This window comes from Embleya sp. NPDC050154 (assembly GCF_044460165.1).
GTDB lineage: Bacteria > Actinomycetota > Actinomycetes > Streptomycetales > Streptomycetaceae > Embleya.
In genome coordinates this window covers 161779-178240 of the sequence record NZ_JBITJP010000024.1, presented here as the reverse complement: position 1 = coordinate 178240, position 16462 = coordinate 161779, and the positions used below count along the sequence as shown (strand labels likewise).

Below are 16462 nucleotides of genomic sequence, written 5' to 3'. Positions count from 1 at the left end.
GGCCGTTGCCCCAGGAGTCGGTGGACTTGGTGAAGACCTGGCCGTTGCTGTAGTCCGCGCAGGTCAGTCCGGGACGGTTCGGGTCGCGCAGGGAGAAGGAACCGCCCGAGCCGGTGGTGTCGATGGTGAGCGGGTTCGGCCCGTTCCACTGACTGTTGCCGGTGCCGGCCTTCACGTCGTCGACGGTGTCGAGCACCGTGCCCGTGCTCGCATCGACGAAGACGTGCAGCCTGCTGGGCGCGGTCGCGGTACGACCGATCAGGACGGTTTCCCAGGCGAGATTGCTCTGCCCGTCCTTGACCCGGACGACCAGGCGGTGCGATTCGACCTTGTCCACGGCAGCGAGTCTGGCCCTGGACGTGGTCTCGGCGGCGCCCGCGTCGATCGTGGGCGTGGTCTTGGCCGAGATGCGGGTGCTGGTGGCGGACTGGGTCGCGCGGACCCGGCCCTGGCCGTCGGCGAGCACGACGGCGTCGCCGCCGACCACCGGGATGCCCCGGTAGGTGCGCTCGTAGGCGACCGAGTAGAGGCCGTTGACCCAGGGGGTCACCGCTTGGCGTTCGTACTGCTCGTCGGGACCCTTGGCGAGGGTGTCCAAGCCACTGGTCGCGGCTCGGTCGGCGGCGGAGACCGCCAGCGCCTGCGAGCCGGGAGGGGAAGGCGGATCGGCCGAAGCCGACTGCGCGGTCGTGGAGACCGCCAATCCGGCGAGTACGGCCAGGACTGTCCCGGCCGTCACCGTTTTGCGATTCATCGAGGCTCCTCGAGTGGAAGGTAGACCTCGACCACGAATCCGACCTTCGCGATGCGTGTCCGCAAGGTGAGCGAACCGCCGACGCGCCTGGCCGCCGGGTTCGTGCCCGATCGGCACACGTTCACACGGTCTGCCCGTTCCGTTCAATGCGCGCTCGAAGGGCCGGCAAAATCTGTCAAACTCCGTTCCACACAAGTGAGTTGCGCGCATCGGAGAATGATTCCGGGAGTCGGTCGACGGGGCTGTCCGGCACCCGGTGCGGCGACCGGAGAGGCGCATCGGGTGCCGGGCAGCAGGCGCGAACGACTCACCCGGAGGTCGCGATCAGCTCACCGGAAGATCCAGGTAGGACGGATCCTCGTCGGAGGGGGAGACCGTGATGGTGGTGCCCGCGACGGGGGCCGCACCGTAGAACGGGTCGAACGTATCCAGCACGAGCAGTACCCGGTGGCCGGCCGGGACGTTGTAGCCGGTGGCCTGGAGGGCGATGTCCAGGACGACCAGCCGTTCCGCCTCGCCCTCGGGGCCGGTGAACGGCGCGTGCGTAATGATGTGGGCGTTGCCGTCGGCGTCGACGTCGAAGAGGTGTGCGATCACCGTCGGGGTCGGTCCCTCGATCGTGTAAGTCACCCGCAGTCGAGGCACGCCCCGCAGTTTCACCGCCACGGGTAGCGGTGCGGTGGCCCACACGCCCGCGTGGGACCGATCGATCTCGTTGGTCGGGTATACCTTGGGGAAGCCGGCCATCTCCGGGTAGCCGGAGAAGATGATCTTGTTTGCGACGGTGGCCGGGGTGTCCGCGCCGGACCGGAAGACGATGTCCGTGTCGCCGCCCGCCTTGTCGGTGAGCGTGCCGTCGCCGCCGTTCTGTGGGCCGGTCAGGTATAGCCGTTCGGTGCGCCCGGTGACCGCGCCCCACGTGGGCCGCTCTTCGATCGGGCCCTTCCACATGATCTGTGTGACGACCTCGCCCTCGGCATCGATGCCGTTGGCGATGCCCTTGAGGTGGTGGTCGAACCACCGGTGCGCGTCCTCCCAGATCCGGTTCGGCAGCCCGATGATGCCGGGCGATTCCGGTCCCGAGTGGTCGCCGATGGACAACAGGAGGCGCTTGGGGCCGGTCAGCGCGTTGAACATCTTCAACGTCTGATTGGTGGGGAACAGCGTCTCGTGCCACGCGTTCGCGAACAGGATCGGCACGCCGCGTTCGTTGAGCTTTCCGACGCGCTCGTGCGGGGAGCGCGGTACCGCCCAGTCCAGCGCCGGTTGTGGGTCCGGGTTGGTCAGTACGTCCCGGAACGCCTGCTGTGTCGTCTCGCTGAGCCGGGCGTCGGCGGCGGCACCCAGGAGCGTGGACACCGCGGCCAGGTGCCGGGTGCCGTTCTCGAAGAACGCCTCGCCCAGATCACCCCAGGTGCTCAGGGCCACCACCGCGCCCACCTTGGGCTCCTCGGCGGCGACCAGCTGGCTGATGCCCGATCCGTACGAGTCGCCGATGAAGCCGACGCCGGTCAACTCGCCCGTGACCAAGCCCTCCACGAAGGTGATCGCCGCCTGACCATCCTCGATGTCCTCGAGACCGGCCACCTCGACCTCACCCTGGGATTCGCCGAACCCGCGCGCGGTGTAGGCCAGTACGTGGTAGCCCTTGAGCGCGAAGCGGGTCGCCTGCACCGCGTAGACGACCCAGCCCAGGTTCACCCATGGCGAGGGCATCACGATCAACGGTCGGGGTCGGCCGTCCCGGTGCAGCCAGAGCGCGCCGTCCAGCTCGTCGCCTCCCGCGCCGGGCACCCGAACCTTGCTGAACTCGACCTGTGCCCGGGTCTCCTGGACCTCGGTCACGCGCGCGGGGGCCAGTCGGCCGGTGTTCCCGGTCTCCAGTGCTTCGACGACCTGCGTCAAGGTCGCCTCGTCCAGTTCGGGGTAGAGGCTGGTCGGCTGCGGTTCCTGAGAACTCACGTCGGTTCCTTCCCACTTCGTCGACTCGTGCGGACGAGGCCGACACCCCGCCATGATCGCAGTGGGTGTCGACTCGAAAACACAGTGTCATCGAATCCTGTTTCGTGACGGGAGAATGGGAGGAAAATCCGAAGTGGGAAACAACCGTTCCGGTGTGCCGACCCCTTCGCTACCCTCGCCCGATCTGGCGAATCGTCGAGCGGGGCTCCCCGCGGATCGGATGGCCCATGAAGAACGTTTCCCCAAACGACGAGTCCGGGCGCCCGACGGTGTCGATCTCGGCCGGCCGGGTGTGCGGCACCACCGCGGACGGCGTGCGTCGTTTCCTCGGCATCCCGTACGCCGCCGCGCCGGTGGGCCCGAGACGGTTCGACCGGCCGGCCCCGCATCCGGGGTGGGCGGACGTGCGCGACGCCGGTTCGATGGGGGCGACCGCGCCCCAGGCGCCGTACCGGGGCGGCCTGGGCGACCTGCTGCCGACGGTGGTGGTCGAGGGCGACGAATACCTGAACCTGAACATCTGGGCACCGGCCGACGCGGCCGGTCTGCCGGTGATGGTGTGGGTGCACGGCGGATCACTCGCGCACGGCGCCAACGCGCTGCCCGGGTACGACGGTTCCGCCTTCGCCCGGGACGGCGTGGTGTTCGTGGCGCCGAACTACCGGCTGGCCTCCGAGGGCTTCTCGGTGTTGGCGGGCGCGCCGCTCAATCTCGGACTGGCCGACGTGCTCGCCGCGCTGCGCTGGGTGCACGCCGAGATCGCGGCCTTCGGTGGCGATCCCGAACAGGTCACCGTGTTCGGCGAGTCCGCCGGATCGATCCTGCTGGGCGCCCTGGTTGCCCACCCGCAGGCCGCGTCGTTGTTCGGTCGGGCGATTCTGCAGAGCGGGATGCCCGGCGCGCTCCCGCCCGAGGGCGCCGGCCGGATCACCCGTCTGGTGGCCGAGCGGCTGGGTCGCGCGGCGACCCGGGAGGCGTTCGCGGACGTGCCCGCGGCCGAACTGGTCGCGGCCGAACAGGCCGTCACCGCCGGTGGCTCGCCGATGACCGGTGGCCCCGGATTCACCATGGCCGTCGACGCGGACCTGGTGCCGGTCGAGCCGATGGCGGCCCTGCAGGCCGGCGGTGGGTCGGACATCACACTGCTGCTCGGCTCGAATACCGAGGAATACCGGCTGTGGTTCGTGCCCACGGGGATGCTGGACCGGGTCGGCGCACTGCTGTTCGCGGGTGCGCGGCTCAAATTCCGGATCACACGCCGGATCCTGGCCGCGTATCGGGCCAATCGGCCGGGTGCCTCGCGCGGTGAACTGCTCGGCACGCTGGTCGGCGATCTGTTGCTGCGACTGCCGATCAACCGGGTCGCGGACGCCCGACTGGATCACGGCGCGTCCACCTACGTCTACGAGTTCGGCTGGCGCAGCCCGGTCCTGGACCTGGGCGCGGCGCACGCGATGGAGCTGCCCTTCGTCTTCGACGGCCTCGCGACGCCCGACTGGCGCGCCCTCACCGGCGACGCGGCGCCGCAGCGGCTGGCCGACGACATGCACGCGGCGTGGGTGCGCTTCGCCAAGACCGGCGACCCGGGCTGGGAACCGTGGGACGCCCGGCGCCCGGTACGGGTGTTCGACCATCCCGAGACCCGCACGGTGTTCGCCCCGCGCGAGGACGAGCGAGCCGTCTGGCCCTGACCGGCGGGCCTGGCCGGGCCCGCTCCCGGGCCGGTCGGCGGGGTGTCGCGTCCGTCATCCCAGGGCGCGACGCACGGCCGCGTGCGGCAGCGCGAACGCCTTGTGCCCGGACGGCGCGTGCACCGTCTCGGCGGCCAACAGGGCGTCCAGCACCGCCTCCTCGACGGCGTCCATCGTCGCGGCGAAGACCGTGTCCAACAGCGCCGAGGGCAGCGGCTCGGCGGCGCGCACGGGCGCGGTGGAGAAGGCCACCGCGTAGTCGCCGCTGCCGTGCGCGAACGCGGCCCCGACCCGGGCCAGACCGAACACACCGCGCCCGGCGATCCGGGTCAACTCGCGCGTGGAGCAGGGCAGATCGGTGGCGACCACGACCACGCACGAGCCCTGCCCGCCGGCCGGTCCGGCGGTCGGCAGACCCAGCGTGGCCGGGCGCAACACCTGCCCACCCAGCCGTAGTTCGCCGGACATGTTGGCCTGCACCAGCACGCCCACGGTCGCCTCGCCGGTGTCCGTGGGCACCCGGCGCGACGCGGTGCCGATGCCGGCCTTGTAGCCCAGCGCGCACGCGCCGGTGCCGCCGCCCACACTGCCCTGCGGCACCGGCCCGGTCGAGGCCGTGTCCAGCGCCGCGTACACGTGCGCCGCGGTCACCCGGCGTGGGCGGTTCCGGGACAGCCACGTGTCGTCGATCTCGCCGACCACCGGCAGCACGGAGGTGAGCGGCGGATCGGCCCGCTCCCGCAGCCAGGTCGACAGGGCGTTCGCGACGGGGAAGGTGGACAGCTTGGAAGTGAGCAGCAACGGGGTCTCCAATTCGCCCGGTTCCACCGAGCGGCCCGCGCCGACGAACCTCCCGTGGCCGTTGCCGACGAACTGCCCGGCCGGCAATGGGCCGTGACTGCCCAGCGCGTCGGGCACGATCGCGGTCACTCCCGAGTACAACCCCTCCCGGGGGTCACGCAGCGTGGTGTGCCCCACCCGCACGCCCGGGACGTCGGTGAGCGCGTTCCACATCCCGGGAGCCAGCAGGCCCGGCGCGTGGCCGAAGTCGCGGATGCGCGGGCGCGGCTTCGAAGGGCCCGTCGCGAGCTCGGTCATGGTGGCTCCGGATGTCGTTTCCGCCGGCATTCGCATGCCGTCACTCTCCGCTTTGCCCGTCGTGGGCCGCACCGTCGTCGCGGACGAAAGTTCGGACCCGCCTCGGGTGGCCCACACCAACCCCGGGCAGCCCTCGCGCCTGGTCGGCGGCGGCCCGCGCGCTCTATAGGCTGACCACCCACAGACCACCCACTGGCGCCGGAGAGCGGCACCGACACGGTTGAGGGTGCACGGATGAGCGCGCGTTTCGAGGAACTCGACTGGCGGCCGACGCCGATGGGCGAGATCAGTCTGCGCCGCAGGCGGGATCCGGCCACGGGCGAGGACGTGTACGAGGTCAAACTCGGCGACGAGTTCCTGATGTCCAGCCTGTTCACGGCGGGCGAGATCGCGCTGACCCGACTGGGCCTGGCCGACCTGCCGGACGCCGAACTCGACGTCGTGGTGGGCGGGCTCGGGCTCGGGTACACCGCCCGGGCGGCGCTGGACGACCCGCGCGTGCGCAGCCTGATCGTGGTGGACGCGCTGGGCGAGGTGATCGACTGGCACCGGCGCGGGCTGGTGCCGCTGGGCGCGGGGCTGGCCGGCGATCCGCGCTGTCGGCTGGTCCTCGGCGACTTCTTCGCGTTGGCCGGCGACCCTCGCGGGTGGGATGCGCAGGCGCCCGGCCGGCGCTTCCACGCCATCCTGCTGGACGTCGACCACTCGCCGCGGCACGTGTTGCACCCCAGCCACGCCGCGCTCTACCGGCCCGCCGGGCTGCGCGCGCTGGCCGATCGGCTGCATCCGGACGGCGTCTTCGCCCTGTGGTCGAACGACCCGCCGGACCACGAGTTCGGCGCGGTGCTCGCCGAGGTGTTCCCCGCCTCGGCCGCGCACGTGGTCGACTTCGACAACCCGCTCCAAGGCGGTACGGCGACCAACACCGTGTACGTGGCGCGCAAGGCGGGCGACCCCGCGTCCTGACCCGACGGGACGGCGAACCGGGTCGGGACGCGGGGTGCCGGGCGTGTCCTCGAACACCCCACCGGGTCCCTACCGGGGTGCGAGGACACGCGGGGTGCCGCGCCCGGCGACAGGGCACGAGCCGCCGGGCGCGGCACCGCTCAGGAGCGCAGGTGGTCGATGGCGACGCGGGCGGCCCGGCCGATCGCCGCGTCGGCCCGGGGCAGCCGGTAGCCCATCGACTCCGAACGCAGGAAGACGCCGACGGCGTAGCGCTTGCCGTCGGGGTATTCGACGACCCCGGCCTCGTTGCGCACACCCCACAGGGTGCCGGTCTTGCCGGACACCCGGATCTCGTCCTCGAAGCCGGAGGAGAGCCGGTGCGGCCAGATCTGCCGGCCCATGATCTCGCGCACCTCGGCGCAGGCCTCGGCGGGCCCGGCCTCGTCCCGCCAGATGGCGGCGAGCAGCTTGGTGATCTCGCGCGGGGTGGTCGAGGCGGTGCGCTCGGGGTCGCGCACGGTCACCATGCGCATGCGGTCCGGGGTGACCCGGGCGAGCTGCTCCTCGACGTCCTCGGCAGCCGGGTCGATGCCCAGGTCGGTCACCACGCTGGAGAGCAGTTCCTTGCAGCCGGTGACCGCGGTGGCGCGGCAGTCCAACTCGTCCAGCGTGGCTCGCACGTTCTCCCGGCCGACCAGGCCGAGCACGACGTCGGTGGCTGCGTTGTCGCTCATGGTCATCATCATGGCGGCGAGGTCGCGCGCGCTCATCTCCACGTCGTGCATGCAGCCGTCGGTGCCGATGCCGTCGCCTGCCTTGTCGGCGTCGGTGACCACGTGCCGCCCGGCCCGGTCCAGCCGGCCCGAGGCCGCCTGGCGCGCGTACTCCAAGGCGATCGGGATCTTGAAGACCGAGGCGAGCACGACCTTGTCGTCGGACCCGTAACAGACCTCGTCGTCGCCGTCGAGGTCGCGTACGTGCAGAAAGCCCTCGACCTCGGCCGCGTCGAAGACGGCGCGGATGCTCTTCGCCGGTTCGACCGGATCCTGGTCGGTGATCATGTTCGCTCCGTGAGGGTGGTCGGGTGGCCCCGAGGGGCTCGACGGGGTGTGTTCAGCGTTTGGCGGCGACGTTCGGCAGGTGGGTGGCGGCCGCGTGCGCGCCCACCGTGTACCAGAGGTTGATCAGGTCCATCACGACGTTGGGATCGGGTGCCGCGCATCGCACGGTCAACAGGTCCAGTCGTTCCGCGCCGGGCACGGCGGCGGCGAACTCGGCGGCCAGGGGGAGTTGGAAACCCACCTCCAGGACCAGTTCATCGGGCATCGGCAGGGCTTGCAGCCCGCTCGCGTTCCGGACCGCCAGCGCGGCCTTCTCCCGGATGAGGTCCCGAGCCAGGGAGGGGTGCATGGTGTCCGCCGCGGTCCATCCCTCGGCGGACTTGACCTGCGCGGTGACCACGCCGGGGAATACCCCCTCGGCCACCGAGCAGACGTGGTTGTCACCGGTGACCAGTCCGATCGGCACCCCGTGCTGGGCGGCCAGCAGTGCGATCACCTCGGCCTCGGTGACGTGGCGGTCGCCCAGTTTCACCGAGGTGAAGTTGCCGGAGAAGGTGTGCGAGAGCACGCCGGGCTTGCCGGCCGCCGCGTGGTAGCCGACGAACAGCGCCACCGCGTGCTGCGGGCCCAGGCCGTGCGCCATGCACTGGGCCTTGGGGGTGCCCAGGATCATCCGGGCGCGGGGGTCCAGGTCCTCCGCGATCAGGTTGTCCATCGTGCCGTGGCTGTCGTTGATCAGTACGCGCTCGGCGCCCGCCGCGAACGCGCCTTCGATCGCCGCGTTCGCCTCACCCGTCATCAAGTGTTGCGCCCGGGGGTAGCCGCTGCCCCCGCGCCAGATCTGATCCAGGGTGGCGATGCCCGCCACACCTTCCATGTCGATCGAGATGTACACGTCCATCGGTCGCTCCCGTTCGTCGCGCTGCCCGTGAGCGACCCGACGCGCGCGTCGCCCGACGCCGGGCCGGGCGGTGTGCCGACCGTCGGCCGCCTCTGCCGAGGATTGCCGAGGCGGCCGGGGCTCGGCGTCGGTGATTCGGACAGGTTCGGCGGCGGTTCTTCGTCCACGAGGACGATTCGAGGTTTTCGGGGGCTGCCTACCGTGATCGTCCTCTGCGGCACTCGCCGCCGCCTTCCGAGGAGGTATCCCACGATGGGACGATCCGACGTGCCCGGGTCTGCTGCCCGGACACTGCCGACGCCCGAGTACCTAGCGACCCGACTCGGCGAACTGGCCAAGCGCGGCAACATTCCCGGGGCGAGTGTCGCGGTACGGATGGGCGACGAGACGGTCGTGGCCGCCACGGGCGTGCTCGACGTGGAGATCGGGTACCCGGCGACCCCGGACTCGATCTTCCAGATCGGGTCGATCACCAAGGTCTGGACGGCGACGCTGATCATGCAGCTCGTCGACGAGGGCGTGCTCGACCTCGACGCCCCCGTGCGCACCTACCTGCCGGAATTCAAGCTCGTCGACGAGGCCGCCGCACAGGTGGTGACGACGCGTCAACTGCTGTGCCACACCGCGGGTTTCGAGGGCGACCTGTTCGACGACCACGGTCCCGGGGACGACGCGGTGGCCAAGCTGGTCGCGGACCTGGCCGCGAAGGCCGGGCAACTGTTCGCACCCGGCGAGATGTTCTCGTACTGCAACAGCGGGTTCGTCGTGCTGGGTCGGATCATCGAGGTGCTCACCGGACAGACCTGGGAGGCGACGCTGCGTGAGCGCATAGCGGTGCCCCTGGGGCTGGGCCGGTTGGCCACCAGCGCGAACGAGGCGATCCTGCACCGGGTGGCGATCGGGCACGTGTCCGGGCCGGACGGGACCGCGGTGCGGGTGCCGGGGTGGGAGATGCCGCGCTCCAACGCGCCCGCCGGCTCGACGCTGACCACCACGGCGACCGACCTGCTCGCGTTCGCCGCCGCGCACATCGCCCGGGGACTGCTCCCGGACGGCACCCGCCTGCTGTCGGAGGCGTCCGCGCTCGCGATGCGCGAGCCGCAGGTCCAGGTGCCCGACATCGAGGCGGTCGGCGGCGCGTGGGGGTTGGGCTGGAACCTGTTCGACTGGGTCGGCGGCCCGATCATCGGTCACGACGGCGGCACCATGGGCCAGGCCGCGATCCTGCGGGTGGCCCCCGAGAGCGACGTCTCGATCGCGATCCTCACCAACGGCGGCGATCTGGCCGTGATGTACGACCTGGTCCGCGACGTGTTCGCGACGACCGCGGACGTGCGCGTACCGGAGCCCGTGGTACCGCCCGCCGAGCCCCCGGTGGTGGACCCGCGCTTCTTCGTCGGCCGCTACGCCTCGCAGGCGATGGCGTTGGACGTGGTCGAGTCCGAGGAGGGACTGGAACTGACCATGCGCACGCTCGGCGCCGCCGCCGAGATGCTCGGCGAACAGGTCAAGACCAGCAAGCTGGTGATCCGCGACGCCCGCACGCTGATCGAGGTCGAGGCGCAGGGTGGGCAGCACACGCAGTACGCCTTCCTCGGCGACGGCGACCGGGCCCGCTTCCTGCACATGACCCGCGCGGTTCCGCGCGTGACGGTCGGCGAGTCGGCCGCGGCGAACGGTGCCGTCGAGTGTTCCGCCGGCGGCGCGCGATGAGACGCGTCCCACGCGGGGCCGCAGCGGCCGTCGCGTTGGGTCTGTTCGCCGCCGGGTGCGGAGGGACCGCGAGCGATGGTGGTGCCGGCGACGGTGACACCGTCACGATCGCCATCGAAGGCGACCCCGGCAACATGAACCCGCTGACCGCGCTGACCTCGTCCGCGGTCACGATGAACCGCTACTCCTACGACTCGCTGATCCATGTCGCCAATGACGGGCGGATCGTCTCGGGTGTCGCCGAGAATTGGACCTCCGACGCGACCTCGGCGACCTTCACGCTCCGCCGCGACGTGATGTGCGACAGCGGCCGAGCACTGACCGCCTCCGACATCGCGGCCCAGTACGCCTACATCGCCGACCCGGCCAACAAGTCGCCGCTGTACGGCCTGATGGTGCCTCCCGGGACCGTCGCCACCGCCGACGACGCGGCCGGCACCCTGACGCTGAAGACCCCGGACCCGGCCCCGTTCCTGGTCCGCGGCACCGCGATGTTGCGACTGGTGTGCCCCACCGCCATGAAGTCCCCCGATGTCCTGAGCCACACGTCCGACGGGACCGGACCCTACCGACTGAGCCAGGTGGTCCCGGGCGACCACTTCACCTTCACCAAGCGCGCCGGCTACACCTGGGGGCCGAACGGCATCGGCAACACCGACCTGCCCGACCGAGTGGTCTTCAAGGTCCTCGCCAACGAATCCACCAGGGCGAACCTGGTGCTCGGCGGACAGATCGACATCGCGCCCATCGTCGGCGGCGACCGCGCCCGGCTGACCGCGGCCGGCGTCAAGTCCGTGGTCCAGCGCGACCCCTTGGGGATGCTGGTCTTCAACGAGGCCGCCAATCGGGTCACCGCCGATCCCCTGGTGCGTCGGGCGCTGATCGAGGCGCTCGACCTCAAGCAGATCGGTGCGGTGGCCACCGGCGGCAAGGGTCAACCCGCGACCCGCGTCGGTGTCACGGCGGCGCCGCCGTGCACCGAGGACGCGGTGACCGAGCACCTGCCACGGCACGACGTGGCTCGGGCCGCGGAGGCGCTGCGGTCGGCGGGGTGGAAGAAGTCCGGCGGGCGCTGGACCAAGGACGGCAAACAGCTGTCGATCTCCATGCCCTACCCCGGTGTGTTCGGCAACCAGCTCATCGCCGCCGTCGAGTTGGCGGTCAAGCAATGGAAGTCGTTCGGCGTCAAGGTCAACGCTCAGCCGACCACCGCCGCGACGAACGCCACGATCCTGATGGGCGGTCAGTGGGAAGTCGCGTGGGCACCGCTCTCGGTGACCACACCCGACCAGGCCCTCCCCTTCTTCATGGGAGCCACCCCACCGGACGGGCTCAACTTCGGTTCGTTGGACAACCCCGAATTCAAACGTCTCGTGGCTCTCGCAATGGCCAAGCCGGACACCTCGGGTTGCCCCGAGTGGACCGCGGCCGAATCCGAGTTGATCAAACGTCTCGATGTGGTGACCTTCATGGACTCGTTGACCCCCTATTTCGCTCGGGGCTACAGCTTCGAACTCGACGGTGGCGGTCCCATTCCGACCACCCTTCGCAAGGTCGGTGGCCGATGAGTACCGCAGCCGGTACCGCAACCACGGCCGGCCGGGTGATCGACTTCCGGCTCGGCCCCTGGACCTCCTTCCTCGTGCGCCGTACCGGGCGCCTGGTGGTCTCGCTCGCCGCACTGGTCACCGCCGCCTTCGCGATGATCCACTTCGTCCCCGGCGACCCGGTCCGCGGCGCCCTGGGACTCAACGCCACGCCCGAGGCGGTCGCCGCCCGCAAGGAGCAACTGGGCCTGGACGACTCGCTGATCTCCCAGTACAAGCACTTCGTCGGCGGACTCTTCCACGGCGACCTGGGCGAATCGATCACCGCCCGGGTCCCGGTGTCCCGGATGATCGGCGACCGACTCCCGGCGACCATGGAGATCGCGATCTACGCGTTCCTCCTGGTGATGCTGGTGGCCATCCCGCTGGGCATGGCCATGGCCGTGTGGACCCGCAACGGCCGGCGCCGGCGCGGCGAACTCGCCTTCGCCTCCTCGACCGGGGCGATCGTGGCCATCCCGGAATTCCTCCTCGCGGTCTGCCTGGCCTCGGTGTTCGGCGTCTCGCTGGGCTGGTTCCCGGTGGCGCTGCGCGAAGGCCCGGACTCCTACGTCCTGCCGGTACTCGCGCTGGCCATCACCCCGATCGCCGCACTCTCGCGGATCGTCCGGGTGGAGGCGCTGCGCGTGTTCGAGACCGACTACATGCGCACCGCCCGCGCCAAGCGGCTGCCCGGCCGACTGGTCTACCTGCGGCACGCGTTGCCGAACCTGCTGACCTCCTCGCTCACCCTGGGCGGCCTGCTCCTGAGCGGCCTGCTGGCCGGGACCGTACTGATCGAGAACGTCTTCGCCTGGCCCGGCCTGGGCATGACCATCGTCCAGGCGATCCTGCAGAAGGACTATCCGCTCGTCCAAGGCATCGTGCTGGTCTACGGAGCCGCCGCGCTCACGATCAACTTCGTGGTCGACCTCGCCGTCGCCGCCGCCGATCCCCAGTCCACGATTCGCGGGAGCTGAAGATGGCCAACGCACCAAGACTTCGCCTCGCACTGCGCACCCCGCTGGGGATCACCGCCGCCGTCGCGAGCACGATCATCGCCCTGGTGGCGATCTTCGGACCCATGCTGCTCGGCGACACCGCCGACCGGATCGACACCGACGAGATCGGCCGACACAGCGGCACCGAGCACCTGTTCGGTACCGACGCCCTGGGTCGCGACATCGCCGCCCGCGTGGTGGTGGCCACCCGGCTCACCGTGGAACTGACCCTGTTCGCCACGCTCATCGCGGTCGTCGGCGGCCTGGTCCTGGGCGTCCTGCCGGCCGTCCTCGGCCGCCGCGCCGGTCGCCTGATCACCGCGACGGTCAACCTGCTCGTCGCCTTCCCCGGTCTGCTGTTCGTGCTCTTCCTCGCGGTCATCTTCGGCGTCGGCACCTTCTCCGCCGCCTTCGCCATCGGCCTGGGCGCGGCCCCCAGCACCGCCCGACTCGTGCAGAACCTGACCGCCTCGGTCGCCGGCACCGACTATGTGGCCGCCGCGCGGATCCTGGGCGTCGGCCGCTTCCGGATCATCGTCCGGCACATCCTGCCCAACATCGCCGAACCCGTCGCGCTGTTCGTCTCCACGACCGCAGCCGGCATCCTGGTCGCCTTCTCCGGCCTGTCCTTCCTCGGTCTGGGCGTGCAACCGCCCGACTACGACTGGGGACGCCTGCTCAACGAGCAGCTCGACCGGGTCATGGTGGACCCGATGTCGGCGGTCGGGCCGGGTCTTGCGATCGTGCTCACCGGCATCACCTTCGGCCTGATCGGCGAGGTGGTCGCCAAGGCGAACGCCGGCCGTACCGCGCCGCAGGCCGAGGTCGGCGCGGCCGACCCGGTCACCGAACGGCCCGCCGAGGCGGCCGAGTCGGCGCTGCTGAACATCGACCACCTGCGGGTGCGCTTCCCCGGGCACACCGCCGTGCACGACGTCTGCCTCACCGTCGCCGAGGGTGAAGCGGTCGGCATCGTCGGCGAGTCCGGCTCGGGCAAGAGCCTGACCGCGCTCGCCGCAGCCGGACTCGTCCCGCACCCGGGCCGGGTCAGCGCGGGCACCCTGCGCTTCGGCGACCGGGACCTGAACAAGCAGGCCCCCAAGGGCACCTCGATGGCCATGGTCTTCCAGGACCCGATGGCCTCGCTCAACCCCGCGCTCACGGTCGGCCGGCAACTCGCCGAGGTGGCCGAGGTGCACCACAACGCCGGACGGGCGGCGGCCCTTTCCCGGGCCGTGTCCCGACTGGGCGCGGTGGGCATCATCAACCCCGAACAGCGGGTCCGCAAGCGTCCGCACGAGTTCTCCGGCGGCATGCGCCAACGCGTGATGATCGCGATGGGCCTGATGGGCGAACCCCGGCTGATCATCGCCGACGAGCCCACCACCGCCCTGGACGTGACCGTGCAGGCCCAGGTGCTGGCCCTGCTCCGGGACGTGCGGACCGAATCGGGCGCCGCACTGCTGCTCATCTCGCACGACATCGCCGTCGTCTCCCAGGTGTGCGACCGCGTCGTGGTGATGTACGCGGGACGGATCGTCGAGGAACTGCCCGTCGGGGACCTCGCCGACGGCGTCGCCCACCCGTACTCGGCCGCGCTGATCGGCGCGGTGCCCAGCATGACCACCGACCGGGACGTCCCGCTGGCGACCATCCCCGGCCGGCCGCCGGAGCCCGGCGAGGAGAGCGTCGGTTGCCCGTTCGCGCCGCGCTGCGCCCGGGCGACGGACCGCTGCCGTACCGAGGAGCCGGTCCTGGAATCGATCGGTTCCGGTCGCCGCGTCGCGTGCTGGGACCCGATCACCACCGTCACCCACGAACTGGAGGAGGCACGATGAAAGCCGCGAGCACGGTGGATCCCTCCGCCGCCGAAGCCGCCCCCGGCCCCGCCGGGAGCGCAACGTCCGGTTCGCTCGAACTGCGCAACATCACCGTGCGCTACGGCCGCGGCCGCGGCGCCTCCACCGCCGTCGACGACGTGTCCCTGGAGGTGCCCGCGGGCAGCGTGGTCGGCCTGGTCGGCGGCTCCGGGTCGGGCAAGTCCACCCTGGGTCGGGCCGCGGTCGGCCTGGTCCCCGTCTACTCGGGGCAGGTCCTGGTCGACGGCGTCGACCAGGGCCGCAAGCCCGGGCGCCGACCGATCCAACTGGTCTTCCAGGACCCGTTCGCCTCGCTCAACCCGCGCCTGACCATCGGCGGTTCGGTCGCCGAGGCGGTGCCGCGCACCGACCGGGCGACCCGGGCGAGCGAGGTGGCCCGCTACCTCGACCTGGTCGGCATCGACCCCGGCGTGGCCGGACGCCTGCCGCACGCGCTCTCCGGCGGCCAGCGCCAACGCGTGGCACTGGCCCGCGCGCTCGCCGCCCGGCCCGCCGTACTGGTCGCCGACGAGGTCACCTCCGCGTTGGACGTCTCCGTCCAGGGCGCGGTGCTCAACCTGATCCGCGACCTGCAACGCGAACTCGGCTTCGCGATGTTGTTCATCTCGCACAACCTGGCCGTCGTGCGCTATCTCGCGGACCGGATCGCGGTGATGGACCGCGGCGTCCTGGTGGAGTCCGGCCCCGCCGCCCAGGTCCTGGAGAACCCGGAACACGAGTACACCCGGGCGCTGCTGTCCGGCGTGCCCACGATCGGCGAGCCGCTGCCCGAACGCGCGACGGTCGACCCCGATACCGATGTGGAGACGGAGGCCGCGACCCGATGACCCCGACACCGGCGGGGGCGCGTACCGGCGGCGACCTGTACCGCGCCGACCGCGAACCCGAACCCGACCCCGGTGCGTTGCGCGACCGCGCGGCCGAGGCGGCCGACCGCGCGGCTCGCGTGGCTCGGATCGAGATCCGCGAACTGCACACGCCAGTCGAGATGTCCGACGCGTGCGCCCTGTTCCAACACGTCTGGCAGCCCGACACCCCGATGATCAGCCCCGAGATGATGACCGTGGTCGCGCACTCCGGCGGCTACGTCGCGGGCACCTACGAGGGCGATCGACTGGTCGGCGCGGGCGTGGGCCTGCTCTCCACCGACGGCCTGCACTCGCACATCGCCGGCGTCGACGAACGCTCGCGAGGACGCGAGGTGGGCTACGCGCTCAAGGTGTACCAGCGGGCGTGGTGCCTGACCCGCGGGATCACCCGGGTCACCTGGACGTTCGACCCCCTGGTCGGACGGAACGCCTACTTCAACCTGGCCAAGCTCGGCGCGGTACCCGCGCAGTACCTCGCCGACTTCTACGGGCCCATGTCCGATGCCATCAACGGCGACGACTACTCCGATCGCATCCTGGCCGGCTGGGACCTGACCGCCGACCGGGTGGCCCTCGCCTGCGCGGGGACACCCGGGCCGGTGGACGCCGGGGCCTTGGTGGGGGAGGTGGTGATCGGCCTGGACACGGGTCCGGACAAGCGGCCGATCCCGGGCCGGACCGACGGGGACGTGGTGCTGGTGGCGGTGCCGCGCGACATCGAGGCGCTGCGCCGGACCGATCCGGCGGCGGCGCGGGGCTGGCGCCTGGCGTTGCGCGAGGTGCTCGGCGGGCTGATGGCCGAGGGCCGGGTGGTGCTCGGCTTCACCCGGGACGGACGGTACGTGCTCGGTCGGGGCCCGCGCCCGCGCTGACCCCGCGCCGGGTGCCCGGTCTCGGGGGACGGGCACCCGGCGTCACGATGGACCACGACATCCATCACAAGATCGTTTAGACTCCCGCCACGGAGTGACCGGCGCAGACGCGGTCGGCCCGGAGCG

General features: G+C 71.4%; 12 protein-coding genes and 1 pseudogene. 8 read left to right on the top strand and 5 right to left on the bottom strand.

Annotated elements, in window-relative coordinates; genetic code table 11:
• Both ACIBSV_RS38495 and ACIBSV_RS38490 read right to left on the bottom strand, forming a co-directional pair.
• Nucleotides 1–754, bottom strand: a pseudogene (locus ACIBSV_RS38495) (peptidase M28); the annotation flags it as partial.
• 324 nt (nucleotides 755–1078) lie between these two features.
• Complete coding sequence (locus ACIBSV_RS38490) at nucleotides 1079–2716, bottom strand: CocE/NonD family hydrolase (protein ID WP_395871594.1); 1638 nt, start codon at nucleotides 2714–2716, stop codon at nucleotides 1079–1081.
• 227 nt (nucleotides 2717–2943) lie between these two features.
• On the opposite strand from ACIBSV_RS38490, the gene ACIBSV_RS38485 reads away from it, so the two are divergent.
• The gene (locus tag ACIBSV_RS38485; protein ID WP_395871591.1) at nucleotides 2944–4407 is read left to right on the top strand and encodes a carboxylesterase/lipase family protein; all 1464 of its coding nucleotides are present in this window, start codon (nucleotides 2944–2946) and stop codon (nucleotides 4405–4407) included.
• Nucleotides 4408–4461: 54 nt separating this feature from the next.
• On the opposite strand, the gene ACIBSV_RS38480 is transcribed toward ACIBSV_RS38485, so the two are convergent.
• Entirely contained in the window at nucleotides 4462–5505 is a 1044-nt protein-coding gene (locus tag ACIBSV_RS38480; protein WP_395871589.1) for a P1 family peptidase, read from the bottom strand.
• A 234-nt stretch (nucleotides 5506–5739) separates the two neighbouring features.
• Between ACIBSV_RS38480 and ACIBSV_RS38475 the strand changes: the two genes are divergently transcribed.
• Nucleotides 5740–6471, top strand: coding sequence for a spermidine synthase (locus tag ACIBSV_RS38475; protein ID WP_395871587.1), 732 nt, complete (start codon nucleotides 5740–5742; stop codon nucleotides 6469–6471).
• A gap of 140 nt (nucleotides 6472–6611) precedes the next feature.
• Here ACIBSV_RS38475 and ACIBSV_RS38470 read toward each other — a convergent pair whose 3' ends face one another.
• Both ACIBSV_RS38470 and ACIBSV_RS38465 read right to left on the bottom strand, forming a co-directional pair.
• Entirely contained in the window at nucleotides 6612–7514 is a 903-nt protein-coding gene (locus ACIBSV_RS38470) for a serine hydrolase (protein WP_395871585.1), read from the bottom strand.
• A gap of 52 nt (nucleotides 7515–7566) precedes the next feature.
• The gene (locus ACIBSV_RS38465; RefSeq protein ID WP_395871583.1) at nucleotides 7567–8415 is read right to left on the bottom strand and encodes a M55 family metallopeptidase; all 849 of its coding nucleotides are present in this window, start codon (nucleotides 8413–8415) and stop codon (nucleotides 7567–7569) included.
• Nucleotides 8416–8667: 252 nt separating this feature from the next.
• Between ACIBSV_RS38465 and ACIBSV_RS38460 the strand changes: the two genes are divergently transcribed.
• Genes ACIBSV_RS38460 through ACIBSV_RS38435 form a run of 6 tightly spaced genes read left to right on the top strand, consistent with a single transcriptional unit; the run spans nucleotide 8668 to nucleotide 16336 of the window.
• Nucleotides 8668–10128, top strand: a complete 1461-nt coding sequence (locus ACIBSV_RS38460; protein WP_395871581.1) for a serine hydrolase domain-containing protein — start codon at nucleotides 8668–8670, stop codon at nucleotides 10126–10128.
• On the top strand, nucleotides 10125–11696 hold the full coding sequence (locus ACIBSV_RS38455; protein ID WP_395871579.1) for an ABC transporter substrate-binding protein: 1572 nt from the start codon (nucleotides 10125–10127) through the stop codon (nucleotides 11694–11696). The genes ACIBSV_RS38460 and ACIBSV_RS38455 overlap by 4 nt, the downstream gene beginning before the upstream one ends.
• Nucleotides 11693–12694, top strand: coding sequence for an ABC transporter permease (locus ACIBSV_RS38450; RefSeq protein WP_395871577.1), 1002 nt, complete (start codon nucleotides 11693–11695; stop codon nucleotides 12692–12694). The genes ACIBSV_RS38455 and ACIBSV_RS38450 overlap by 4 nt, the downstream gene beginning before the upstream one ends.
• Before the next feature lie 2 nt (nucleotides 12695–12696).
• The gene (locus tag ACIBSV_RS38445; protein WP_395871575.1) at nucleotides 12697–14553 is read left to right on the top strand and encodes a dipeptide/oligopeptide/nickel ABC transporter permease/ATP-binding protein; all 1857 of its coding nucleotides are present in this window, start codon (nucleotides 12697–12699) and stop codon (nucleotides 14551–14553) included.
• On the top strand, nucleotides 14550–15422 hold the full coding sequence (locus ACIBSV_RS38440) for an ABC transporter ATP-binding protein (RefSeq protein WP_395871573.1): 873 nt from the start codon (nucleotides 14550–14552) through the stop codon (nucleotides 15420–15422). The genes ACIBSV_RS38445 and ACIBSV_RS38440 overlap by 4 nt, the downstream gene beginning before the upstream one ends.
• A complete protein-coding gene (locus tag ACIBSV_RS38435) occupies nucleotides 15419–16336 on the top strand; it encodes a GNAT family N-acetyltransferase (protein WP_395871571.1) in 918 nt (305 codons plus the stop codon). The genes ACIBSV_RS38440 and ACIBSV_RS38435 overlap by 4 nt, the downstream gene beginning before the upstream one ends.
• Nucleotides 16337–16462: the final 126 nt, after the last annotated feature.